At 65.0% G+C, this 23,080-nt stretch carries 20 protein-coding genes; 11 read left to right on the forward strand and 9 right to left on the reverse strand.

The window, feature by feature from the left end; all coding sequences use genetic code 11:
• Positions 1–44: 44 nt before the first annotated feature.
• The 5 genes from NLM15_RS02070 to ccmA all read right to left on the reverse strand — a co-directional run bounded on the left by NLM15_RS02070 (position 45) and on the right by ccmA (position 2,998).
• Positions 45–635, reverse strand: coding sequence for a DsbE family thiol:disulfide interchange protein (locus tag NLM15_RS02070; RefSeq protein WP_254115036.1), 591 nt, complete (start codon positions 633–635; stop codon positions 45–47).
• Between the two features lie 10 nt (positions 636–645).
• Positions 646–831 carry a heme exporter protein CcmD gene (gene ccmD / locus NLM15_RS02075; RefSeq protein ID WP_254115037.1) on the reverse strand — a complete coding sequence of 62 codons (186 nt, stop codon included), beginning with the start codon at positions 829–831 and terminating at the stop codon, positions 646–648.
• Positions 828–1,559, reverse strand: a complete 732-nt coding sequence (locus NLM15_RS02080) for a heme ABC transporter permease (protein WP_254115038.1) — start codon at positions 1,557–1,559, stop codon at positions 828–830. Before NLM15_RS02080 ends, ccmD begins: the two co-directional genes overlap by 4 nt.
• Positions 1,560–1,650: 91 nt before the next feature.
• The gene (ccmB, locus tag NLM15_RS02085) at positions 1,651–2,319 is read right to left on the reverse strand and encodes a heme exporter protein CcmB (protein ID WP_254115039.1); all 669 of its coding nucleotides are present in this window, start codon (positions 2,317–2,319) and stop codon (positions 1,651–1,653) included.
• Positions 2,320–2,395: 76 nt separating this feature from the next.
• Positions 2,396–2,998: a heme ABC exporter ATP-binding protein CcmA gene (gene ccmA / locus NLM15_RS02090; RefSeq protein ID WP_254115040.1), complete on the reverse strand. Its 603-nt coding sequence runs from the start codon at positions 2,996–2,998 to the stop codon at positions 2,396–2,398.
• Between the two features lie 244 nt (positions 2,999–3,242).
• Between ccmA and acnA the strand changes: the two genes are divergently transcribed.
• From acnA to NLM15_RS02105, 3 genes are all read left to right on the forward strand, one after another.
• A complete protein-coding gene (gene acnA / locus NLM15_RS02095) occupies positions 3,243–5,963 on the forward strand; it encodes an aconitate hydratase AcnA (RefSeq protein ID WP_254115041.1) in 2,721 nt (906 codons plus the stop codon).
• A gap of 231 nt (positions 5,964–6,194) precedes the next feature.
• Positions 6,195–6,971, forward strand: a complete 777-nt coding sequence (locus tag NLM15_RS02100) for a thioredoxin family protein (RefSeq protein ID WP_254115042.1) — start codon at positions 6,195–6,197, stop codon at positions 6,969–6,971.
• Between the two features lie 587 nt (positions 6,972–7,558).
• Entirely contained in the window at positions 7,559–7,930 is a 372-nt protein-coding gene (locus NLM15_RS02105; protein WP_254115043.1) for a DUF2794 domain-containing protein, read from the forward strand.
• A gap of 96 nt (positions 7,931–8,026) precedes the next feature.
• On the opposite strand, the gene NLM15_RS02110 is transcribed toward NLM15_RS02105, so the two are convergent.
• From NLM15_RS02110 to NLM15_RS02125, 4 genes are all read right to left on the reverse strand, one after another.
• On the reverse strand, positions 8,027–8,557 hold the full coding sequence (locus NLM15_RS02110; protein ID WP_254115044.1) for a GNAT family N-acetyltransferase: 531 nt from the start codon (positions 8,555–8,557) through the stop codon (positions 8,027–8,029).
• Positions 8,558–8,784: 227 nt separating this feature from the next.
• Complete coding sequence (locus tag NLM15_RS02115) at positions 8,785–9,576, reverse strand: Bax inhibitor-1/YccA family protein (protein ID WP_254115045.1); 792 nt, start codon at positions 9,574–9,576, stop codon at positions 8,785–8,787.
• A 271-nt stretch (positions 9,577–9,847) separates the two neighbouring features.
• Positions 9,848–12,418: an ABC transporter permease gene (locus NLM15_RS02120; protein ID WP_254115046.1), complete on the reverse strand. Its 2,571-nt coding sequence runs from the start codon at positions 12,416–12,418 to the stop codon at positions 9,848–9,850.
• Positions 12,415–13,137: an ABC transporter ATP-binding protein gene (locus tag NLM15_RS02125; RefSeq protein WP_254115047.1), complete on the reverse strand. Its 723-nt coding sequence runs from the start codon at positions 13,135–13,137 to the stop codon at positions 12,415–12,417. The genes NLM15_RS02120 and NLM15_RS02125 overlap by 4 nt, the downstream gene beginning before the upstream one ends.
• 55 nt (positions 13,138–13,192) lie before the next feature.
• On the opposite strand from NLM15_RS02125, the gene NLM15_RS02130 reads away from it, so the two are divergent.
• The 8 genes from NLM15_RS02130 to NLM15_RS02165 all read left to right on the forward strand — a co-directional run bounded on the left by NLM15_RS02130 (position 13,193) and on the right by NLM15_RS02165 (position 23,003).
• On the forward strand, positions 13,193–13,828 hold the full coding sequence (locus NLM15_RS02130; protein ID WP_254124123.1) for an arylesterase: 636 nt from the start codon (positions 13,193–13,195) through the stop codon (positions 13,826–13,828).
• Between the two features lie 172 nt (positions 13,829–14,000).
• On the forward strand, positions 14,001–14,537 hold the full coding sequence (gene thpR, locus NLM15_RS02135) for an RNA 2',3'-cyclic phosphodiesterase (protein WP_254115048.1): 537 nt from the start codon (positions 14,001–14,003) through the stop codon (positions 14,535–14,537).
• Between the two features lie 145 nt (positions 14,538–14,682).
• Complete coding sequence (gene zapE, locus NLM15_RS02140; protein WP_254115049.1) at positions 14,683–15,867, forward strand: cell division protein ZapE; 1,185 nt, start codon at positions 14,683–14,685, stop codon at positions 15,865–15,867.
• A 241-nt stretch (positions 15,868–16,108) separates the two neighbouring features.
• Positions 16,109–17,077: a malate dehydrogenase gene (gene mdh / locus NLM15_RS02145; RefSeq protein WP_008145224.1), complete on the forward strand. Its 969-nt coding sequence runs from the start codon at positions 16,109–16,111 to the stop codon at positions 17,075–17,077.
• Between the two features lie 220 nt (positions 17,078–17,297).
• Positions 17,298–18,494 (forward strand): ADP-forming succinate--CoA ligase subunit beta, encoded by a 1,197-nt coding sequence (gene sucC / locus NLM15_RS02150; protein ID WP_254115050.1) that lies wholly within the window; start codon positions 17,298–17,300, stop codon positions 18,492–18,494.
• A 4-nt stretch (positions 18,495–18,498) separates the two neighbouring features.
• Positions 18,499–18,978, forward strand: coding sequence for a DUF1579 domain-containing protein (locus NLM15_RS02155; RefSeq protein ID WP_254115051.1), 480 nt, complete (start codon positions 18,499–18,501; stop codon positions 18,976–18,978).
• A gap of 33 nt (positions 18,979–19,011) precedes the next feature.
• Positions 19,012–19,896 (forward strand): succinate--CoA ligase subunit alpha, encoded by an 885-nt coding sequence (gene sucD / locus NLM15_RS02160; RefSeq protein ID WP_254115052.1) that lies wholly within the window; start codon positions 19,012–19,014, stop codon positions 19,894–19,896.
• A 137-nt stretch (positions 19,897–20,033) separates the two neighbouring features.
• Positions 20,034–23,003: a 2-oxoglutarate dehydrogenase E1 component gene (locus NLM15_RS02165; protein WP_254115053.1), complete on the forward strand. Its 2,970-nt coding sequence runs from the start codon at positions 20,034–20,036 to the stop codon at positions 23,001–23,003.
• Positions 23,004–23,080 lie beyond the last annotated feature (77 nt).

Genomic DNA, 23,080 nt, shown 5'->3' on the forward strand with positions numbered 1-23,080 from the left:
CAAGTCGGGCGATGACAGTTGAGTGTGTGGCACGAAAGCAGCGATCAGCTCCCCGCCTTCAACGCCTTTTCCATTTGCGGCAGCAGCACCGTGCGCAAATTGTCCGGCGTGATCGGTCCCACCAGCTTGTAGACGATGGTGCCTTCGCGCCCGACGATGAACGTCTCCGGCACGCCGTAGACGCCCCATTCGATCGAGGCGCGGCCGTTGGCATCCACGCCGACGCGGCCGAACGGGTTGCCGTAGCGGCCGAGGAAGCGGCGCGCGTTGTCGGCGGCGTCCTTGTAGTTGATGCCGATGAGCTGGAAGCGCTTGTCCTTGGCCAGCTCGGTCAGGAGCGGCGCCTCGTCATGGCAGGGCACGCACCAGGAGGCCCAGACATTGACGAGGCTGACCTTGCCTTTGAACACGGCGGGATCGAGGCCCGGCACCTGCGCGTTGTCGGCCTGCAATCCCTCGAGCTGCGGCAGCACGGTCTGCGGCGCGGGCCGGCCGATCAGCGCGGAGGGAATCCGCGAAGGATCGCCACTGCCGAGCCGGAACCAGAACAGCAGCGCCAGGGCAATGAAGGCGAGCAGCGGCAGCACCATCAGGAAGGTGCGGCGCTGCGGTCCGGAGGTCGACTGATCGCTCATGATGGATGCCTCACGGCCGATCTGTCGCGCTGCGGCCCGAACGGCGCGTGACGCCGCTGCGGTCGAGCTCGCGCAGGCGCTCCGTCTGGCTGCGATAGTCGAGCACGATCCAGCCGATCAGGATCACGACGACGAGCGCCGCAGCGGCGTACGACGTCACGATGAAGGACGCGTAGGGACCGAGGGACATGATCACGCAGCTTTCTGGCTCGCCTGCATCATCTGCAGCGAACGGACACGGCGGCGCAAAATCTCGTTGCGCATCGCCGCCAGATGTAGCGTGACGAACAGCAGCGTGAACGCGATTGCCATCACCAGCAGCGGAATCAGGAACGATTTGTCGAGCGTCGAGCCGCCCATGCGCATCACCGACGCCGGCTGGTGCAGCGTGTTCCACCAGTCGACCGAGAACTTGATGATCGGCAGGTTGATCGCACCGACCAGCGTCAGCACCGCGGCGGCGCGCGCCGCGCGCGAGGGATCGTCGACCGCGCGCCACAGCGCCATCAGGCCGAGATACATCAGGAAGAGAATCAGAACCGAGGTCAGCCGGGCGTCCCATTCCCAATAGGTGCCCCACATCGGCCGGCCCCACAGCGAGCCCGTGAGCAGCGCGAGGAAGGTGAAGCTGGCGCCGATCGGTGCAGCGGCCTTCGCGGCAACATCGGCGAGGGGGTGGCGCCACACCAGCGTGCCCAGCGAAGCGATGCTCATCACGCCCCAGACGAACATCGACAGCCAGGCGTTGGGCACGTGGATGAACATGATCTTCACGGTCGCACCCTGCTGATAGTCGTCGGGCGCAAGCGCGGACTGGTAGAGGCCGATGGTGAGCAGGATGACGGTCGCGGCCGCAAGCCATGGCAACACCCGCGCCGTCAGCGCGAGGAACCGTGTCGGATTGGCGAGGTCGATCAGCGTCATGGTATTCTGATAATCACAGCTAAGCGCTCAGGCAATCAGCACGAAAGCGAGCGACGAAAATTGATCGGGGTCAAGGTCAGTCGGGCCCATCTCAGTCGAGACCATGCCGCAGGCTCGCCGCCGCGGCGAAGGGGCCGACCACAAGGCTGACCAGCGACAGTGCGCACAGGATCGAGAACGGTGCGCCGAACGTCATGGGGCCGACGATCACGGCCTGCGAGGCCGCGACCCCGAAAATCAGGACGGGAATCGACAGCGGCAGCACCAGCACGGCCATCAGCAACCCGCCCCGGTGCAGCGTCACCGCCAGTGCTGCGCCGATCATGCCGGTGAAGGTGAGGGCCGGGGTGCCCGCCAGCAATGTCAGCGCCACCGCGCCGGTGGCGACCATGTCGAGGTTGAGCAAGAGGCCGAGCACGGGGGTTGCGACAATCAGCGGCAGGCCCGCCGCCAGCCAATGCGCCAGCGCCTTGGCGGCGCAGGCGAGTTCCAGCGGGGTCCGGCTCATCGTGATCAGGTCGAGCGAGCCGTCCTCGTGGTCGGCCATGAACAGCCGGTCCAGGGTCAGCAGGCTCGCCAGCAGTGCGCCGAGCCACAGGATCGCCGGCCCCAGCCGCGACAGCAGCGCCAGATCCGGCCCGACCGCAAACGGCATCAGCACCACCACGGTCAGGAAGAACAGCACCCCGATCAGCGCCCCGCCGCCGACGCGGACCGCGATCCGGATGTCCCGGCGAATGAGGGCGGACAGGGCGGTCATGAGGGGCTCCCTTCGGACACCGGGGCCTCGCACCGCAAGCGTCCCGCGCCCGAGAAAAGCTGAGGGTCCGCGAATCTCATGCCGCACCCCCGATCCGCAGCTCGCGCGATTCGATGCCCAGCGGGGCGTGGGTGGCGGCGACGATCAGGCCGCCGCGGGCGAGATGGTCGCGCATCAGGCCCTCAAACATGTCCTGGCCGGCCGCGTCGAGTGCCGTGGCCGGCTCGTCCAGCAGCCAGACCGGGCGGCGCACCGTCAGCAGGCGGGCCAGCGACAGCCGGCGGCGCTGGCCGGCGGACAGGAAGCCTGCGGGCAGGTGGGTGGCATGGTCGAGCCCGACGATGGCGAGGCTCTCGGTGGCGTCACAGCGCTCGCCGCCGAGAAAATCAGCCCAGAACGACAGGTTTTCCTTCACGCTCAGCGCCGGCTTCAGGGCGTCGCGATGGCCGAGATAGTGGCATTGCTCCGGCAGCGTCAGCTCGGCATCGCCGCCGTCCAGTGCGATCGTCCCGCCGGCTGGAATGAGCAGGCCCGCGATCAGCCGCAGCAGCGAGGTCTTGCCCGACCCGTTGCGGCCGACGACCGCCACGGCTTCGCCCGAGACCGCCTCGAAATCGAGCCCGGAAAACACCTCGCGGCCGCCCCGCACGCAAATGACCCTGTGTCCGAACAGCCGCATCTTGCCTCGTATCAACCCGCTCAAAGCCAGGCCTCAGGAAATCTTGGGGTAGCGCATGGGAATTTTTGGCTCGCGAATTGCTGCGGCACGATTGTGGCTGTGGCGGCGCGGTTAGAAAGCTTCTATAAGCCCGGAACTACTTGATGCAGCAACTCAACCTGCCCCTGCAAGCGACCCAGCCGGACTCGCTGACGGTGTTAAAATACCCCTTGCCGGGTATAACTAACAATTGGGATTTTCCTACATGACCTCGCTCGACAGCTTCAAATGCAAAAAGACCCTCAAGGTCGGCGCCAAGACCTATGTCTATTACAGCCTGCCCACGGCCGAGAAGAATGGTCTGAAGGGAATTTCGAAACTCCCCTACTCGATGAAGGTCCTGCTCGAGAACCTCCTGCGCAACGAGGACGGCCGCTCGGTCAAGAAGGAAGACATCGTCGCGGTGTCGAAGTGGCTGCGCAAGAAGTCGCTGGAGCATGAGATCGCATTCCGCCCGGCCCGCGTGCTGATGCAGGATTTTACCGGCGTGCCGGCCGTCGTTGACCTCGCCGCGATGCGCAACGCGATGCAGAAGCTCGGCGGCGATGCCGAGAAGATCAACCCGCTGGTGCCGGTCGACCTCGTCATCGACCACTCCGTGATCGTGAACTTCTTCGGTGACAACAAGGCCTTCGGCAAGAACGTCGCCGAGGAATACAAGCAGAACCAGGAGCGCTACGAGTTCCTGAAGTGGGGCCAGAAGGCGTTCTCGAACTTCTCCGTCGTGCCGCCCGGCACCGGCATCTGCCACCAGGTCAACCTCGAATATCTCTCCCAGACGGTCTGGACCAAGAAGGAGAAGATGACGGTCGGCAAGAAGACCGGCACCTTCGAGGTCGCCTATCCCGACTCGCTCGTCGGCACCGACTCCCACACCACCATGGTCAACGGTCTCGCCGTGCTCGGCTGGGGCGTCGGCGGCATCGAGGCGGAAGCCTGCATGCTCGGCCAACCGCTGTCGATGCTGCTGCCCAACGTCGTCGGCTTCAAGCTGAAGGGCGCCATGAAGGAAGGCGTCACCGCGACCGACCTCGTGCTGACCGTCACGCAGATGCTGCGCAAGCTCGGCGTGGTCGGCAAGTTCGTCGAGTTCTTCGGCCCCGGCCTCGACAATCTCTCGGTCGCCGACAAGGCCACGATCGCCAACATGGCGCCGGAATACGGCGCGACCTGCGGCTTCTTCCCGGTCGACGCCGCCGCGATCGACTACCTCAAGACCTCCGGCCGCGCGCCGGCGCGCGTCGCGCTGGTGCAGGCCTATGCGAAGGCGCAGGGGCTGTTCCGCACCGCCAAGTCGGTCGATCCGGTGTTCACGGAAACCCTGACGCTCGACCTCGCCGACGTCGTTCCCTCGATGGCCGGTCCGAAGCGTCCCGAAGGCCGCATCGCGCTGCCGTCGGTCGCCGAAGGCTTCTCGCTCGCACTCGGCACCGAGTACAAGAAGGCCGAGGAGCCGACCAAGCGCTTTGCCGTCGACGGCAAGAATTTCGAGATCGGCCACGGCGACGTCGTGATCGCCGCGATCACGTCCTGCACCAACACCTCGAACCCGAGCGTGCTGATCGGCGCCGGCCTCCTGGCGCGCAACGCCGCCGCGAAGGGCCTCAAGGCAAAGCCGTGGGTGAAGACCTCGCTCGCCCCGGGCAGCCAGGTGGTCGCCGGCTATCTCGCCGATTCCGGGCTGCAGGCCGATCTCGACAAGGTCGGCTTCAACCTGGTCGGCTTCGGCTGCACCACCTGCATCGGCAATTCCGGTCCGCTGCCTGAGGAGATCTCGAAGTCGATCAACGACAACGGCATCGTCGCAGCCGCCGTGCTCTCCGGCAACCGCAACTTCGAAGGCCGGGTCTCGCCGGACGTTCAGGCGAATTATCTGGCCTCGCCGCCGCTGGTCGTCGCACACGCGCTCGCCGGCAGCGTCACCAAGAACCTCGCGGTCGAGCCGCTCGGCGAGGGCAAGGACGGCAAGCCGGTGTACCTGAAGGACATCTGGCCGACGACCAAGGAGATCAACGCCTTCATGAAGAAGTTCGTGACCGCGTCGATCTTCAAGAAGAAGTATGCCGACGTGTTCAAGGGCGACACCAACTGGCGCAAGATCAAGACGGTCGAGAGCGAGACCTATCGCTGGAACATGTCTTCGACCTATGTGCAGAACCCGCCCTATTTCGACGGCATGAAGAAGGAGCCGGAGCCGGTCACCGACATCGTCGAGGCGCGCATCCTCGCCATGTTCGGCGACAAGATCACCACCGACCACATCTCGCCGGCCGGTTCGATCAAGCTCACCTCGCCCGCCGGAAAATATCTCAGCGAGCACCAGGTGCGTCCCGCCGACTTCAACCAGTACGGCACGCGTCGCGGCAATCATGAAGTCATGATGCGCGGCACCTTCGCCAACATCCGCATCAAGAACTTCATGCTGAAGGGCGCCGACGGCAACATTCCCGAGGGCGGTCTCACCAAGCACTGGCCCGACGGCGAGCAGATGTCGATCTACGACGCCGCGATGAAGTACCAGCAGGAGCAGGTGCCGCTCGTGGTGTTCGCCGGCGCCGAATACGGCAACGGCTCCTCGCGCGACTGGGCGGCGAAGGGCACGCGTCTGCTCGGCGTGCGCGCCGTGATCTGCCAGAGCTTCGAGCGCATCCACCGCTCCAACCTGGTCGGCATGGGCGTGCTGCCGCTGACCTTCGAGGAAGGCACCTCATGGTCGTCGCTCGGCCTGAAGGGCGACGAGAAGGTCACGCTGCGCGGCCTCGTCGGCGACCTGAAGCCGCGTCAGAAGCTGACCGCGGAGATCGTCTCGGGTGACGGCTCGTTGCAGCGCGTTTCGCTGCTTTGCCGCATCGATACGCTGGACGAGCTCGACTACTACCGGAACGGCGGCATCCTGCACTACGTGCTGCGCAAGCTCGCGGCCTAAGCGCGAATTTGTGAACGGTGGCTCACCGCGACGTGAGTAGAAGGTTAAACGAAGGCGGCCTATCAAAAGGCCGCCTTCGCGCGTTTGCGGCATGCTTCTGTGGGCCCGCCCGGCGGAAAACCTCCCCTTGGACGGTTGCCTGGACGGATGAATATGCTGCGCCCCGTAAGACTACGGTGACCATCAGGCGATAAGATTTCCCTTCACGAGCAATGGTGTGCGGCGTTCGACATGACAACAATGACGGCTTCTCATCTGGTTTCGCGCTGGTCCGGTGCCCTCTGGTCGGGAGCACTTGGGATCTGCGCAATCGTCGCCGTCATCCGCCCCGCCGAGGCTGATCCCCGCGCCGTGGTCGAGCTTTTCACCTCGCAGGGCTGCTCCTCCTGCCCGCCCGCCGACAAGGTCATCGGCGATCTCTCCAACGACCCGTCGATCATCGCGCTGAGCATGCCGATCGACTATTGGGACTATCTCGGCTGGAAGGACACGCTTGCGGATTCGCGCTTCTCGGCGCGGCAGCGCGCCTATTCGCGCATGCGCGGCGACCGCGAGGTCTATACGCCGCAAGTCGTGGTCAACGGTTCCACGCATGTCATCGGCAGCGATCGCGCCGGCATCGAGAGCGCGATCGGCAAGACCGACAAGGGCATGGGCGTGATGAGCGTGCCGGTGACGATGTCGCTTGCGGGCAAGCACATCAATGTCTCGGTGGCGGAGAGCAAGGAGCCGGCGGTCTCGCACGGCGAGGTCTGGATCTGCTCGATCACGAAATCGGTGCCGATCGAGATCAGCCGTGGCGAAAATCGCGGACAGCAGCTCACCTATCACAACGTCGTGCGCAATCTACTCAAGGTCGGCGACTGGAACGGACGTCCGGAAAGCTGGACGGTACCGCTGGAAAATCTCACGCGCGACGGCGTCGACGGCGCTGTGGTCTATGTCCAGGACGGCAACCGTGAAAAGCCGGGCGCGATGCTCGGCGCGGCGTACACGTCGCTGCACTGATTCGATTCTCTCTCTGACGTCGCGCTCAGTTTCGCTCCTCATGGTGAGGAGCGCGCCCTTGCGCGCGTCTCGAACCATGCAGGCCCGGCTCGTGCAACTCGGCCTCGATCCTTCGAGACGCCGCGCATGCGCGGCTCCTCAGGATGAGGGGAGAGAGTGTCTACGCTGATCGAAGAGAACGTCGGTCGTGCCGGAAACATCCCGACACAAACAAAAAAGGACCAACTTGCGTTGGCCCTCCTTGTCGCGCGTACAGACCCGATCCTGACGGCCCCGGGGGGCTGGGGGCTGAGGAATCCGGAACCGAAAGGACCGGGTCAACGCACACAAGTCTTTTCGCAATGCAGGGCGGCAGGCGCTTGGCGGAAAAGAGGCGATACTATGATTCCTTCTAACGATCCCGTGACGGTTCGTCGCGACAGAGTTCCACTCCTGCGTGTGCTCCGATTCGCACCCGATTCAATGAGTTGAGTAAGGGAGCCCCTTGCGGTGCGGAACGGTTGGCGCAATCATGCAACTGTCATGATCCGCGGTTCCGGGGACGGTCTTCGCGGACGCGATCATGCTGATGCGACAGGAGCCGCTCCATGGGTGTGATGTCGGAGGATGCCGATCCGAGCGGACAGCGCGCAGTGGCGCACCCCGCCGCTGCGAACGCCCAGCCGAACCGGGTGACGTTCAACCGGCTCGAACTGCACCGCATCCTCAATCTCTACGGCCGCATGGTCGCCGACGGCGAGTGGCGCGATTATGCCATCGACTTCCTGAAGGACCGCGCCGTGTTCTCGGTGTTCCGCCGCGCCTCGGAGGTGCCGATCTATCGCATCGAGAAAGACCCGCGCCTCGCGCGCAAGCAGGGCATGTACAGCGTGATCTCCGCGACCGGCCTGATCCTGCGCCGCGGCCACGAGCTCGAGCGCGTGCTGCTGGTGATCGATCGGAAGCTGGCGGTGGTATAGCCGCCGTCCGTAGCCCGGATGAGCGAAGCGACATCCGGGTCTTAGCTTGCAGCGTTCCCAGGTATCGCTGCGCTCACCCGGGCTACGAGACCGCCCCTACTTCCCCGGCACCGTGCTCGCGCCCTCGCCGAGGTCGCGCTGCATCATCACCGTGTCCAGCCAGCGGCCGAATTTCAGGCCGACACTGGGATGCGTGCCGATCATCTTGAAGCCGCCGCGCGTGTGCACGCCGATCGAGCCGGCATTGGCGGAATCGCCGATCACCGCGATCATCTGGCGGAAGCCGCGCGCCTCGCATTCCGTGATCAGGCGGTCCAGCAGCAACGAGCCGATGCCGCGGCGGTGGAAGCTGGGGTCGAGATAGATCGAGTTCTCGACCGTGAAGCGGTAGGCCGGCCGCGGCCGGTAGGCGCCGGCATAGGCATAGCCGGCCACGCGACCGTCGAGGATGGCGACGAAATAGGGATAGCCGCCATCGACCAGCGCGCGGTAGCGGCGCGTCATTTCAGTGAGGTCGGGCGGCTCCAGCTCGAACGTCGCGGTGCCCTCGCGGACGGCCTGCTGGTAGATGGCGGTGATGGCGGGAAGGTCGGCCTCGGTTGTAGGCCTGATATCAGGTGCGGACATGAGGGAAGACTAGAGCCTTCCCGCGGCCGCTGGAAGGCCCACCGGCGCCTCCACCCCCGTCATTGCGAGCGCAGCGAAGCAATCCAGAGATGCATCCGCGGTGGGACTCCGGATTGCTTCGTCGCAAGGGCTCCTCGCAATGACGGCGCGCGTGGGACGAGCCCCCGCCCAAACAAAAACCCCGGCCTCCCGGCCGGGGTTTGCGTCCGTTCCCTCAGGTCCAGCGCTTAGTCGCGCTGGCCGAGGAGCTGCAGGAGCAGCGTGAACAGGTTGATGAAGTTCAGGTACAGCGACAGGGCGCCGGTGATGGCCGCACGCTCTGCGATTTCACCGCCGGCCGAAGCGTAGCCGTAGATGTAGTCGTTCTTCAGCCGCTGGGTGTCCCAGGCGGTGAGGCCCGCGAACACCAGCACGCCGACCACCGACACGATGAACTGGAGCAGCGAGCTGCCCAGGAACAGGTTCACCAGGCTGGCGATGATGATGCCGATCAGGCCCATGAACAGGAACGAGCTCATCCCGCTCAGGTCACGCTTGGTGCTGTAGCCGTACAGGCTCAGTGCACCGAACGTGGCGGCCGTGATGAAGAACACGCGCACGATCGAGGTGTGCGTGAACACCAGGAAGATCGACGACAGCGAGATGCCCATCAGCGCCGCGAACACCCAGAACAGGATCTGTGCGGTCGAGGGGGCGAGACGGTTGATGCCCGCCGAGATCACGAACACCATTGCGAGCGGCGCGAGCATGAACAGCCACTTCAGGGGGCTGACGAACATCGCGTAGCCGAACGGCGTCAGGAACAGCTTGCCGACGCGGACCGCTTCCGGGGTCGGAACGTCGGTCACGGCGGCCATATAGACGCCAAGCGCGGCAAGGCCGGTGATGGCCAGGCCGATGCTCATGTAATTGTAGATGCGCAGCATGTAGGCGCGCAGGCCGGCATCGACCGTCGCGGCGTCAACACGCCCGGCGGCCCTGCCGAAAGGAGAAGCGTAGTTACGGTCTAGGTCCGACATGGTCGAATTCCCGTTGGTTGGCCCGGTCCGGCATGAGGGTCGCCATGCCGCCGGTTCGTCAAATTCTATCTCGGATACCGGTGTGCGCCGACATTAAATTTGGCTCACAATCGGGGGTCCGAACCCATTGGATATGTGGGAAACTAACACATTCGCTGCAACCGTCCACGCGCGGCTGAATGTCGCCCTCGCCCGCAATCCTGACGAGCAGGCGTGGTTAATCGCTGGAATCGTGCAATTCCGACATTGCGCGGCTACCCGCTACCATTTGTCACAAATTCCGCAACACCGTGGCGGGCTTTTTGTTCAAAGCCAGCAGCGTCCCGGCGAGCCCGAGTCCGACCGTGACGACCAGGGCAGCCGCGACCACGCCGGCCGCGCTGCCGGCCTGCCAGACGAACGTCAGCGTCATCAGCCGCGTCACGATCATCCAGGCCGCGATGCTGCCGGCGATCACGCCGAACACCGCGGTGGCGAGGCCGATCAGCAGGTATTCGAGGGCATAGGCGCCGAGCAGCCGCAGCCGGGTCGCGCCCAGCGTCTTGAGGATCACGGCATCGTAGACCCGGTGGCGGTGGCCGGCGGCGAGCGCCCCGCCCAGCACCAGGATCGCCGAGATCAGGGTGATCGCGCTGGCGCCGCGGATCGCCAGCGCCAGATTGGTCACGACCGAGCCGACCGTCTCCATCACCTCGCGCACGCGCACGCTCGTCACCATCGGATAGGTGTCGGCGACTTGCCTGATGATCTTGCCGTCGCCGGCCGCATCGCCGCCGGCCTCGGTCAGCGTCGCGATATGGGTGTGCGGCGCGCCCTTGAAGGCGTTCGGCGAGAACACGAGAACGAAATTGATGCCCATCCCCTGCCAGTCGATGGTGCGCAGATTGCCGATTTTGGCGGGGATGTCGCGGCCGAGCACGTTGACCACGACCTCGTCGCCGAGCTTGAGGGCGAGCCCGTCGGCGATCTTCTTCTCCATCGAGACCAGCGGCGGGCCGGAATAGTCGGCCTTCCACCATTCGCCTTCGACCACCTTGGAGCCCTTCGGCAGCTCCGCGGTATAGGTCAGGCCGCGGTCGCTTTGCAGCACCCACTCCGAATCGGTGGTGGGCTTGAGCTCCTCGGCGCGCACGCCGCGCGCACCGACGATGCGCCCGCGCAGCATCGGCACGTCCTCGACTGTCGCGCCCGGCGCGATCTGGCGCAGATAGCCGTCGAACTGCTCGGCCTGCGTGCTCGGGATGTCGATGAAGAAGAACGACGGCGCGCGGTCCGGCAATGCCGCGAGGAATTGTCGGCGCAGATTGCCATCGATCTGGGTGATGGTGACGAGCACCGCGAGCCCGAGCCCGAGCGACAGCACGACGGAGGGCGTCAGCGCGCCCGGCCGGTGGATGTTGGCGATCGCAAGCCGCAGCATCGGCAGGCGCGTGCGCGGCAGCCGCCGCGCGATTCCCATCAGCAGGGCGGCAATGCCGCGCAGCAGGGCGAACACCACGACGGAGGAAGCCACAAACACCGCGGCGATGCGCTTGTCGAAAGAAAGTCCGATCACGACCGCGATCAGCAGCGCCACCACGACGGCCATGAACACGAGATAGCCCAGGCGCGGCCGGTGCCATTCCGAGCTGACGGTGTCGCGGAACAGTGCCGCCACCGGCACGTCGTGCACCCGCCCGAGCGGCCACAGACCGAAGGCCAGCGCGGTCAGCAAGCCATAGACGAAGGACAGCGCCAGCTCGTCGGCGTGCACGGCCGGCACCACCGGCAGCGGCAGCAGTTTGCCGAACAGGCCGACGATGGCGAAGGGCATGGCGGCGCCGAGCGCCAGCCCGATCACCGAGCCGATTCCGGCCAGCAGGAGGACCTGCGCCAGGTAGATGCCGAACACGTCGCGCCCGGTGGCGCCGACGGCCTTGAAGGCTGCGATGACCTCGAGCTTGCGGTCGATGTGGCTCTTGACGGCATTGGCAACGCCGACGCCGCCGACCAGCAGCGCGGCGAGGCCGACCAGCGTCAGGAATTGCGTGAAGCGGCTGATGTTGCGTTCGAGCTGCGGCGAGGCATTGGAGCGGCTGCGGACCTCCCAGCCGGCCTGCGGCGCCGCGTTGCGCGCATCCGCGATGAAGGCCTCCGTGGCGCGCTCGCTGTTGCCGGTATCAGGCAGCTTCACCCGGTAGACCCAGCGCACCAGGCTGCCGGGCTGGATCAGTCCGGTGGCGCGCAGGCCCGCCTCGCTGATCAGGAAGCGCGGCCCGAAGCCGATGCCGCCGGCGAGCTTGTCGGGCTCGGCTTCGACGGTGCTGCGGATCTGGAACGTTGCGCTTCCGATGGTGACGCGGTCGCCGGTCTTCAGCGACAGCCGCGCCAGCAACGTCGGATCGGCGGCGGCACCGAACGCGCCGTCGCGCATCGCGAGCAGGTCGGACATCGCTAGCTGTGGCGCCAGCGTCAGCTGGCCCAGCATCGGATAGGTGTCGTCGACCGCCTTCATCTCGACCAGCGCGAGCTTGCCCTCGGCCGAGCGGGCCATGCCGCGCAAGGTGGCGGCCGTCGAGACGGTGCCGCGCGAGCGCAGGAAGGAGACCTCCTCGGGCTTCGCCTCGCGCTGGAACAGCACGAAGGAGACGTCGCCCCCGAGCAGCGTGCGGCCCTCGCGGGCGAGACCGTCGGAGAGGCTCGCCGAGACCGAGCCGACGCCGGCGATGGCCATCACGCCAAGCGCGATGCAGGCGATGAAGACATAGAAGCCGCGCAGGCCTCCGCGCAATTCGCGCAGCGCGTAGCGCAGCGACAGCGCGACGGCGTTGGGCCTCGCGAACGGTTCAGCCGCGACGCTCATGCCGGCGCGGACTGGGTGTCGATGCGCCCGGAGCGCAGGCGGATCACGCGATCGCAGCGATGCGCGAGCGAGGAATCGTGCGTCACCAGCACCAGCGTCATGCCGCGCTCGGCATGCTTGCCGAACAGCAGATCGACGATCTGTTTTCCCGTGGCCTCGTCGAGGTTGCCGGTCGGCTCGTCCGCGACGAGGATCGCGGGATCGGGCGCCAGCGCGCGGGCCAGTGCGACGCGCTGCTGCTCGCCGCCCGACAGCTGGGTCGGATAATGATGCAGGCGGTCGCCGAGCCCGACCGATTGCAGCTCCTGCGCCGCGCGTCTTGCAGCGTCCGGGTTGCCCGCGAGCTCGAGCGGCACGGCGACGTTCTCCAGCGCCGTCATGGTCGGGATCAAATGGAAGGACTGGAAGACGATGCCGACCTGGCGGCCGCGGAAGCGGGCCAGCGCGTCCTCGTCGAGGGCATTGAAAGGCGTGCCATTCACCACCACCTCTCCGCTATCAGGACGCTCCAACCCCGCCATCACCATCAGCAGCGTGGATTTGCCCGAGCCTGACGGGCCGATCAGGCCGATCGTCTCGCTACGGCCGACCCGCAGGCTGATATCCTTGAGGATGTGAACGCGTGCCGCGCCCGTACCCAATGAAAGATTGACGTTGGAGATGGCGATGGTGTCCGGCACGGTGCCGGCGAGCGAAGAGGTTTCGATGCGAGTGTCCATGGTCCGGTCATATGGCAACTCCGCACACGCGGTCGAGAGGCGTTACGGATTCTTCATGCACATAGCCGTGTTGATGCTCGCTTTGATGACGGTCGTGAACCCGGCTTGGGCGGAAGCGACGAAACCGGTCAAGCTCGTCGTTCTCGGCGATTCCCTGAGCGCCGGCCTCGGCCTTCAGGTCCAGGAAGCATTCCCGACAAAACTTCAAAAAGCCTTACAAGCCAAAGGGATAGCGGTGGACATGACGAATGCCGGAGTGTCCGGCGACACCTCGTCCGGCGGCCGTGACCGGCTTGACTGGTCGGTCCCGGACGGAACCGACGGCGTGATCATCGAGCTCGGCGCCAACGACGCGCTGCGCGGCATCGATCCCGACCTGACACGGACTGCGCTGACCGACATCGTCGCGCGGCTCAAGGCCCGCAAGATCGCGGTGATGCTGTGCGGCATGCTGGCACCGCCGAATTACGGCGCGGAATATGCTGCGCGCTTCAATTCGATTTATCCGGATCTAGCGAAAAAATTCGACGTGCCGCTCTATCCGTTCTTCCTCGACGGTGTTGCGGCCGACGCCAGGCTCAACCAGGCCGACGGCATTCATCCGACCGCGGCCGGTGTCGACATCATCGTCGGCAACATCATGCCCACAGTGGAGGCATTCCTTGGCACGATAAGCGAGCAACGGCGTTGAAAAGCGGGCAGCGCCAGCCGTAATTCCCAGGGATTTACCGGGGTGGGGCGCGCGATGCTTCGCAGAGTCACACAACTGCGATAGGAATCAGGGTACCGGTGATTCGTCGCCGGCTCTAATTTGGGTAAGGTCCTGCTCAGGGACTGTGCCCAAGCATCGGGAGTGCTGAACGATGCCGCGTTTGTTCACTGGTCTGGAAATTCCGGCCGAGATCGGCCAGTCGCTTTCCAACTTGCGGGGTGGCCTTCCCGGCGCCCGGTGGATCGATCCCGAAAATTATCACGTCACCTTGCGCTTCATCGGCGACATCGACGGCCTGTCCGCCAACGAGATCGCCTCGATGCTGTTTCGCGTCGACCGCAAGCCGTTCGAGGTGAAGGTGCAGGGGCTGACGAGTTTTGGCGGCCGCAAACCGAGGGCAGTCGTTGCGACGATCGCGCCGAGCAAGCCGCTGATGGAATTGCAGGCCGAGCTCGAACGCATGATGCAGCGGATCGGTCTTAATCCGGAGGGACGCAAGTTCATCCCGCATGTCACGCTGGCCCGGCTGCACGACGCCACCGACCGCGACGTCGCCGATTATCTCTCGCTGCGCGGCTACTTCCCGAGCAAGGCGTTCATGGCCGAACGCTTCGTGCTGTTCTCGTCGCGCGCCTCCACCGGCGGCGGGCCGTATGTGGTCGAGGACGCCTACGAACTGTGCGAGTAGGCCGCTCTTCGCGATGTACGAAACAGTGCGTCCCGGCTCTGCGCGGCAGCGTTCCACGCCGCCGCGCGTCCGGGACATGAAAGCGCATACCCCGTCCACCAATTGACGGCTTGCAATTTCCGCCGGTCTCTGGCGGTAAAGAGCGATGCTCTCGACCCAAAACTCCTCATTCCGCGAGGCGTATCAGGCAGAGGTCGCGTCCGGCGCGATCGAGCCCGATGCTGCGCAGGCCGAAATCGCCGAAGCCTATGCGGCGCTCGACCAGCGGCTCGCGAATTACAAGCCGCAGCGCAAGCAGGGCCTGCTCAGTCGTCTCTTCAGCGGCGACAAGGACGAGGCGCCGCACGGGCTCTACATTCATGGCGAAGTCGGTCGCGGCAAGACCATGCTGATGGACCTGTTCTTCCAGCACTCGACCGTCGAGCACAAGCGCCGCGCGCATTTCCACGAGTTCATGGCTGAAGCGCATGAGCGGATCTACGATTATCGCCAGGGTATCTCGCGCGGTGAGATCGCCGATGGCGACGTCATCGCGCTGACTGCGAACGCGATCTTCGAGGAGAGCTGGCTGCTCTGTTTCGACGAATTCCACGTCACCGACATCGCGGACGCGATGATCCTGGGGCGCCTGTTCGCAAAGCTGTTCGAGCTCGGCACCGTGGTGGTCGCGACCTCCAACGTCGCGCCCGACGATCTCTACAAGGGCGGCCTGAACCGTTCGCTGTTCCTACCCTTCATCAAGCAGATCACCGACCGCATGGACGTGCTGCGGCTCGATGCGCGCACCGATTTCCGCCTGGAGAAGCTCCAGGGCGTGCCGATGTGGCTGACGCCGGCCGACGGCGATGCGGACGCCGCGCTCAACCGCGCCTGGTCGAAGATGACCGGCAACGCCAGATGCAAGCCGCGCGATATTGCGATCAAGGGCCGCATCCTGCACGTGCCGTGCTCGGCCCATGGCGTGGCGCGGTTTGCGTTCGCCGATCTCTGCGAGAAGCCGCTCGGGGCATCCGACTATCTCAGGCTTGCGCACGACTATCACACCATCCTGGTCGACCATATTCCAGTGATGGATCTCTCCCAGCGTAACGCGGCCAAGCGCTTCATCACGCTGATCGATACGCTCTATGACAATGCCGTGAAGCTGATGGCCTCGGCCGATGCCAACCCGATCTCGCTCTACCTCGCGCACGAGGGCAACGAGGCCAACGAGTTCAAGCGGACGGCGTCGCGCCTGATCGAAATGAGCTCGGAATCCTATCTGGCGCTGCCTCACGGCCGCAAGGATTCCACCGCCAGCGGCTCCACGAAGGGCCTGGTGGAGACTTAAGTCCTATTTGCCAGCGCTGTCATTTTGGGACGCGCGAGCCCCGGAATCCATTTCGCCGCCTTTGTTGGCGCCCGATGGATTCCGGGTTCGCGACCTTCGTCGCGCCTGGGAATGACAGGGATGCGCTCGAATGCTCGGCAAGCCCGACAATTGGGCATCCGGCGACTTGAACGAGGGAAGCGAAAGGGATAACCACCCGTCTCAGTTTTCCCCTCCTTACGTGTCTAAAGGACAGGTTCACATGGCGCGCGACAAGATTGCTTTGATTGGCTCAGGTCAGATCGGCGGAACGTTGGCTCATCTCATCGGCCTGAAAGAACTGGGCGACGTGGTGATGTTCGACATCGCCGAGGGCGTGCCCCAGGGCAAGGCGCTCGACATCGCGCAGTCCTCGCCGGTCGACGGCTTCGACGCGCACTACACCGGCGCGAACTCCTACGAGGCGCTCGACAACGCCAAGGTCTGCATCGTCACCGCCGGCGTGCCGCGCAAGCCCGGCATGAGCCGCGACGACCTCCTCTCCATCAACCTCAAGGTCATGGAGCAGGTCGGCGCCGGCATCAAGAAGTATGCCCCCGACGCGTTCGTCATCTGCATCACCAACCCGCTCGACGCGATGGTCTGGGCGCTGCAGAAGGCTTCCGGCCTGCCGCACAAGAAGGTCGTCGGCATGGCCGGCGTGCTGGATTCGGCGCGCTTCCGCTACTTCCTGGCCGACGAGTTCAACGTCTCGGTCGAGGACGTCACCGCCTTCGTGCTCGGCGGCCACGGCGACACCATGGTGCCGTTGGTGAAGTACTCCACCGTCGCCGGCATTCCGTTGCCCGACCTCGTCAAGATGGGCTGGACCTCGCAGGCGCGCCTCGACGAGATCGTCGACCGCACCCGCAACGGCGGCGCCGAGATCGTCAATCTGCTCAAGACCGGCTCGGCCTTCTACGCGCCCGCCGCGTCGGCAATCGCGATGGCCGAGAGCTATCTGCGTGACAAGAAGCGCGTGCTGCCCTCGGCGGCGTATCTGAACGGCGAATACGGCGTGAAGGACATGTATGTCGGCGTGCCCGTCGTGATCGGCTCCAAGGGCGTCGAGCGCGTCGTCGAGATCGAGCTCGCCGGCAAGGACCGCGAGGCCTTCGACAAGTCGGTCGGCGCCGTACAGGGCCTGGTCGACGCCTGCAAGAAGATCGCACCCGATCTTCTCGGCCGCTAAGGTCAAACCAATCCCCGCCGAAGACCGAAACCGGTCTTCGGCGGTTTCACTTCCGGGGCCCGGCCGACCACCAGTTGAAGGCTTGGCGGGCCTCCGGTTCGGCAGTCCAGAGATCGATGTCAAAGAATCCGGGTTGCAGTTCCTGTGGTATATGGTATGCCAGCCACAAGACTGAGGTGGGCCCAAGAGGTCACCGCCCGCGGGTTCAGGGAGCGACCATATGAATATCCATGAATATCAGGCCAAAGCGCTGCTGAGCGAGTTCGGCGTAGCGATCTCCAAGGGCGTGCCGGTCCTGAAGCCCGCCGATGCGGAAGCTGCCGCCAAGGCGCTGCCGGGTCCGGTCTGGGTGGTGAAGAGCCAGATCCACGCCGGCGGCCGCGGCAAGGGCAAGTTCAAGGAAGCCAGCGCCGGCGACAAGGGCGGCGTCCGCATCGCCAAGTCGGCCGCCGAGGTCTCCGAATTCGCCAAGCAGATGCTCGGCGCCACGCTGGTGACGATCCAGACCGGCCCCGCCGGCAAGCAGGTCAACCGCCTCTACGTCGAGGACGGCTCGGACATCGACAAGGAGTTCTACCTCTCGATCCTGGTGGACCGCGAGACCTCGCGCGTCTCGTTCGTCGTCTCGACCGAAGGCGGCGTTAACATCGAGGACGTCGCGCACAACAACCCCGAGAAGATCGTGACCTTCTCGGTCGACCCGGCGACCGGCATCATGGGCCATCACGGCCGTACCGTCGCCAACGCGCTGAAGCTGTCCGGCGATCTCGCCAAGCAGGCCGAGAAGCTCACCGCGCAGCTCTACGCGGCGTTCGTCGCCAAGGACATGTCGATGCTGGAGATCAACCCGCTGGTCGTGACCAAGCAGGGCCAGCTCCGCGTGCTCGACGCCAAGGTCTCGTTCGACGACAACGCGCTGTTCCGTCACCCCGAAGTGCTCGCGCTGCGCGACGAGACCGAGGAAGACGCCAAGGAAATCGAGGCGTCGAAATACGACCTCAACTACGTCACCCTCGACGGCAACATCGGCTGCATGGTCAACGGCGCCGGTCTCGCCATGGCGACGATGGACATCATCAAGCTCTACGGCATGGCGCCGGCCAACTTCCTCGACGTTGGCGGCAGCGCCAGCAAGGAGAAGGTCGCGGCCGCCTTCAAGATCATCACCGCTGATCCCAACGTGAAGGGCATCCTGGTCAACATCTTCGGCGGCATCATGAAGTGCGATGTGATCGCCGAAGGCGTCACCGCCGCCGTGCGCGAGGTCGGCCTCAGCGTGCCGCTGGTGGTCCGCCTCGAAGGCACCAATGTCGAGCTCGGCAAGAAGATCATCCGTGAATCCGGCCTGAACGTGGTGCCGGCCGACAATCTCGACGACGCCGCGCAGAAGATCGTGAAGGCCGTCAAGGGAGGCTGAGGCCATGACCCAGGACCATCTCGCCGCATCATCTCCGCTTGCAGAGCACGCGCGCCTCGCCGCGTTCGCCGGCGAATGGAATGGCGAAGAGGTGGTCTTTCCGTCGCGCTGGATGGAGGGTGGCCCTGCCACCTCTCACATCGTCGCGCGCATGGATCTCAATGGCTTCTACCTGATCCAGGACACGGTGCAGACGCGTAACGGCAAGCAGAGCTTCGCCACCCACGGCATCTTCACCTACGACCGCGACGACCGGACCTACAAATTGTTCTGGCACGATTCGCTCGGCTACACGCCGCCCTCGCCCGCTTCCGGCGGGTGGGTCGGCAAGACCCTGACGCTGGTGCGCGGCTCGCTCCGCGGCAATGCGCGCCACGTCTACGAGATCATCGACGACAATTCCTACTCGTTGAAGATCCAGTTCTCGCCGGACGCGGAAGGCTGGGCCGACGTGCTCACCGGCGTCTACCGCCGCATCCACTGACCTCTCACTCGTTAGTTCGCGAAAGCAGACCTCATGTCCATCCTGATCGACAAGAACACCAAGGTCATCTGCCAGGGCTTCACCGGCAAGAACGGCACCTTCCATTCCGAAGCCGCGATTGCCTATGGCACCAAGATGGTCGGCGGCACCTCGCCGGGCAAAGGCGGCTCGACGCATCTGGGCCTGCCGGTGTTCGACACCGTGCGCGATGCGCGTGAGAAGACCGGCGCCGATGCGTCGGTGATCTACGTGCCGCCGCCGGGCGCCGCGGACGCGATCTGCGAAGCCATCGACGCCGAGATCCCGCTGATCGTCTGCATCACCGAAGGCATTCCCGTGGTCGACATGGTGCGCGTGAAGCGCTCGCTGGCCGGCTCCAAGTCGCGCCTGATCGGGCCGAACTGCCCGGGCGTCATGACCGCCGGCGAGTGCAAGATCGGCATCATGCCGGCCAACATCTTCAAGACCGGCAGCGTCGGCATCGTCTCCCGCTCGGGCACGCTGACCTATGAAGCCGTGTTCCAGACCTCCCAGGAGGGCCTCGGCCAGACCACCGCGGTCGGCATCGGCGGCGACCCGGTCAAGGGCACCGAGTTCATCGACGTGCTGGAGATGCTGCTGGGCGACCCCAAGACCGAATCGATCATCATGATCGGCGAGATCGGCGGTTCCGCCGAGGAGGACGCCGCCCAGTTCCTCAAGGACGAGGCCAAGCGCGGCCGCAAGAAGCCGATGGTCGGCTTCATCGCCGGCGTCACCGCACCTCCCGGGCGCCGCATGGGCCATGCCGGTGCGATCATCTCGGGCGGCAAGGGCGACGCCGGTTCCAAGACCGACGCGATGAAATCGGCTGGAATTACAGTCTCGCCGTCGCCCGCCCGCCTCGGACATACGCTTGCCGAAAAATTGAAGGGCTAATTCACTCCTTCGTGCTTTTCCGGGCGAAGTTTCGCAGCAAATAGGATAAATGGTGCCTGTCGCGCTGGGCCTCTGCCGGGGAGCTCAGCGCCAGCGCCGTTTGTTATGCGCGAACCGAAATCGCCAGGAACTCAAGTATGTCTCGCCAGGACGCGAACGCAGCCTTTGCCCTCTCTTCCTTTTTGCAGGGCACCAACGCCACCTACATCGACGAAATCTACGCCCGCTACGAGAAGGACCCGTCCTCGGTCGACGCCGAGTGGCAGGAATTCTTCAAGAGCCTCAACGACCAGCCCGGCGATATCAGCAAGAACGCCGAAGGCCCGTCCTGGGAGCGCGCCAACTGGCCGCTGACCCCGCAGGACGATCTGACCTCCGCCCTCGACGGCAACTGGGCTGAAGTCGAGAAGGCGGTTGGCGCCAAGATCGCCGCCAAGGCGCAGGCCAAGGGCGGTGACAAGGCCGCCGGCCTCTCCTCCGCCGACCTGCTCCAGGCCACGCGCGACTCGGTCCGCGCGCTGATGCTGATCCGCTCCTACCGCATGCGCGGCCATTTCCACGCCAAGCTCGATCCGCTCGGCATCGAAGCCCCGCGCAACCGCGAAGAGCTCGATCCGCGCACCTATGGCTTCAGCGAGGCCGATTTCGACCGGAAAATCTTCCTCGATCACGTGCTCGGCCTCGAATACGGCACGCTTCGCGAGATCACCGCGATCTGCGAGCGCACCTACTGCCAGACGCTCGGCGTCGAGTTCATGCATATCAGCAATGCCGCGCAGAAGGCCTGGATCCAGGAGCGCATCGAGGGTCCGGACAAGGAGATCTCGTTCACCCGCGAAGGTCGCCGCGCCATCCTGATGAAGCTCATCGAAGCCGAAGGCTTCGAAAAATTCTGCGACACCAAGTTCACCGGCACCAAGCGCTTCGGTCTCGACGGCGGCGAATCGCTGATCCCCGCGCTCGAGCAGATCATCAAGCGCGGCGGCAATCTCGGCGTGAAGGAGATTGTGCTGGGCATGCCGCATCGCGGCCGCCTCAACGTGCTGACCCAGGTGATGGGCAAGGCCCATCGCGCGCTGTTCCACGAGTTCAAGGGCGGCTCGGCCAACCCCGACGCGGTCGAAGGCTCCGGCGACGTCAAGTATCACCTCGGCGCGTCCTCGGACCGCGAGTTCGACGGTAATCGCATCCATCTGTCGCTGACCGCCAACCCCTCGCATCTCGAGATCGTCGATCCCGTCGTCCTCGGCAAGGTCCGCGCCAAGCAGGACCAGCACGGCGATCCGCCGGACATGCGCATCTCGGTGCTGCCGCTCCTGATGCACGGCGACGCTGCGTTCGCGGGGCAGGGCGTGGTCGCGGAATGCTTCGGCCTGTCGGACCTGAAGGGCTACCGCACCGGCGGCTCCGTCCACTTCATCGTCAACAACCAGATCGGCTTCACCACCTATCCGCGTTACTCGCGTTCCTCGCCCTATCCGTCTGATGTGGCGAAGATGATCGACGCGCCGATCTTCCACGTCAACGGTGACGATCCGGAAGCCGTGGTGTTCGCGGCCAAGGTCGCGATCGAGTTCCGGCAGAAGTTCCACAAGCCTGTCGTCATCGACATGTTCTGCTACCGCCGGCATGGCCATAACGAGGGCGACGAGCCGGCTTTCACCCAGCCGGTGATGTACAAGCGGATCGCCGCGCATCCGTCCACGCTGGAGCTCTACGCCCGCCGCTTGATCGGCGAAGGCGTGCTGACCGAAGGCGAGGTCGACAAGGCCAAGGCCGACTGGCGCGCGCGGCTCGACGCCGAGCTCGAAGCCGGCTCCGGCTACAAGCCCAACAAGGCCGACTGGCTCGACGGCAAGTGGTCCGGTTTCAAGATCGCCGACCAGGAAGAAGATGCACGACGCGGCGTCACCGGCGTCGACGTCGCCGAGTTGAAGGAGATCGGCCGCAAGATCACCAAGGTGCCGGACGGCTTCCGCGCCCACCGCACCATCCAGCGCTTCCTCGACAATCGCGCCAAGGCCATCGACACCGGCGTCGGCATCGATTGGGCGACCGGCGAAGCATTGGCGTTCTGCACACTGCTCAACGAGAACCACCACGTCCGCCTGTCGGGCCAGGACTCCGAGCGCGGCACCTTCTCGCAGCGCCACTCGGTCCTGATCGACCAGGAAGACGAGAGCCGCTACACGCCGTTCAACCATCTCGGCCACGAGCAGGGCCATTACGAGGTCATCAACTCGCTGCTGTCGGAAGAAGCCGTGCTCGGCTTCGAATACGGCTACTCGCTCGCGGAGCCGAACACGCTGACGCTGTGGGAAGCCCAGTTCGGCGACTTCGCCAACGGTGCGCAGGTCGTGTTCGACCAGTTCATCTCCTCGGGCGAGCGCAAATGGCTGCGCATGTCCGGCCTGGTCTGCCTGCTGCCGCACGGCTATGAGGGCCAGGGACCGGAACACTCCTCGGCGCGTCTGGAGCGATATCTGCAGATGTGCGCCGAAGACAACATGCAGGTGGTCTATCCGACCACGCCGGCGAACTACTTCCACGTGCTGCGCCGCCAGCTTCATCGCGAGATCCGCAAGCCGCTGATCCTGATGACGCCGAAGTCGCTGCTGCGTCACAAGCGGGCGGTGTCGCGTCTCGAGGAGCTGGCGAAGGGCACGACCTTCCACCGCATCCTCTATGATGACGCCCAGATGCTGCCGAACGAGGCGGTCAAGCTCGTCCCCGACGAGAAGATCCGTCGCATCGTGCTCTGCTCCGGCAAGGTCTATTACGACCTCTACGAGGAGCGTGAGAAGCGCGGCATCGACGACATCTACCTGATGCGCGTCGAGCAGCTCTATCCGGTGCCGCTGAAGGCGCTGGTGGCCGAGCTGTCCCGCTTCAAGAAGGCTGAAGTGGTGTGGTGCCAGGAAGAGCCCCGCAACATGGGTGCCTGGCACTTCATCGAGCCCTATCTGGAATGGGTGCTGAACCAGGTGCACGGCGTGAGTCGGCGTCCGCGTTATGTCGGCCGCGCCGCTTCCGCTGCGACCGCCACTGGTCTGATGTCCAAGCATCAGGCGCAGTTGAAGGCGTTCCTGGACGAAGCACTGAGCTGAAGTTTTTGAGATGCTGTCATGCCCCGCGAAGGCGGGGCATCCAGTACTCTGCGGCGTTCGTTATGATCACGAAGGTC

The sequence above is a fragment of the Bradyrhizobium sp. CCGB20 genome, from assembly GCF_024199855.1.
In the GTDB taxonomy this organism is placed as follows: Bacteria; Pseudomonadota; Alphaproteobacteria; order Rhizobiales; family Xanthobacteraceae; genus Bradyrhizobium.

Coding starts and splice junctions, on each gene's coding strand:
- NLM15_RS02070 (WP_254115036.1), bottom strand. CDS start 635: ATGAGCGATCAGTCGACCTCCGGACCGCAGCGCCGCACCTTCCTGATG.
- NLM15_RS02080 (WP_254115038.1), bottom strand. CDS start 1,559: ATGACGCTGATCGACCTCGCCAATCCGACACGGTTCCTCGCGCTGACG.
- ccmB (WP_254115039.1), bottom strand. CDS start 2,319: ATGACCGCCCTGTCCGCCCTCATTCGCCGGGACATCCGGATCGCGGTC.
- ccmA (WP_254115040.1), bottom strand. CDS start 2,998: ATGCGGCTGTTCGGACACAGGGTCATTTGCGTGCGGGGCGGCCGCGAG.
- acnA (WP_254115041.1), top strand. CDS start 3,243: ATGACCTCGCTCGACAGCTTCAAATGCAAAAAGACCCTCAAGGTCGGC.
- NLM15_RS02100 (WP_254115042.1), top strand. CDS start 6,195: ATGACAACAATGACGGCTTCTCATCTGGTTTCGCGCTGGTCCGGTGCC.
- NLM15_RS02105 (WP_254115043.1), top strand. CDS start 7,559: ATGGGTGTGATGTCGGAGGATGCCGATCCGAGCGGACAGCGCGCAGTG.
- NLM15_RS02110 (WP_254115044.1), bottom strand. CDS start 8,557: ATGTCCGCACCTGATATCAGGCCTACAACCGAGGCCGACCTTCCCGCC.
- NLM15_RS02115 (WP_254115045.1), bottom strand. CDS start 9,576: ATGTCGGACCTAGACCGTAACTACGCTTCTCCTTTCGGCAGGGCCGCC.
- NLM15_RS02120 (WP_254115046.1), bottom strand. CDS start 12,418: ATGAGCGTCGCGGCTGAACCGTTCGCGAGGCCCAACGCCGTCGCGCTG.
- NLM15_RS02125 (WP_254115047.1), bottom strand. CDS start 13,137: ATGGACACTCGCATCGAAACCTCTTCGCTCGCCGGCACCGTGCCGGAC.
- NLM15_RS02130 (WP_254124123.1), top strand. CDS start 13,193: ATGCACATAGCCGTGTTGATGCTCGCTTTGATGACGGTCGTGAACCCG.
- thpR (WP_254115048.1), top strand. CDS start 14,001: ATGCCGCGTTTGTTCACTGGTCTGGAAATTCCGGCCGAGATCGGCCAG.
- zapE (WP_254115049.1), top strand. CDS start 14,683: ATGCTCTCGACCCAAAACTCCTCATTCCGCGAGGCGTATCAGGCAGAG.
- mdh (WP_008145224.1), top strand. CDS start 16,109: ATGGCGCGCGACAAGATTGCTTTGATTGGCTCAGGTCAGATCGGCGGA.
- sucC (WP_254115050.1), top strand. CDS start 17,298: ATGAATATCCATGAATATCAGGCCAAAGCGCTGCTGAGCGAGTTCGGC.
- NLM15_RS02155 (WP_254115051.1), top strand. CDS start 18,499: ATGACCCAGGACCATCTCGCCGCATCATCTCCGCTTGCAGAGCACGCG.
- sucD (WP_254115052.1), top strand. CDS start 19,012: ATGTCCATCCTGATCGACAAGAACACCAAGGTCATCTGCCAGGGCTTC.
- NLM15_RS02165 (WP_254115053.1), top strand. CDS start 20,034: ATGTCTCGCCAGGACGCGAACGCAGCCTTTGCCCTCTCTTCCTTTTTG.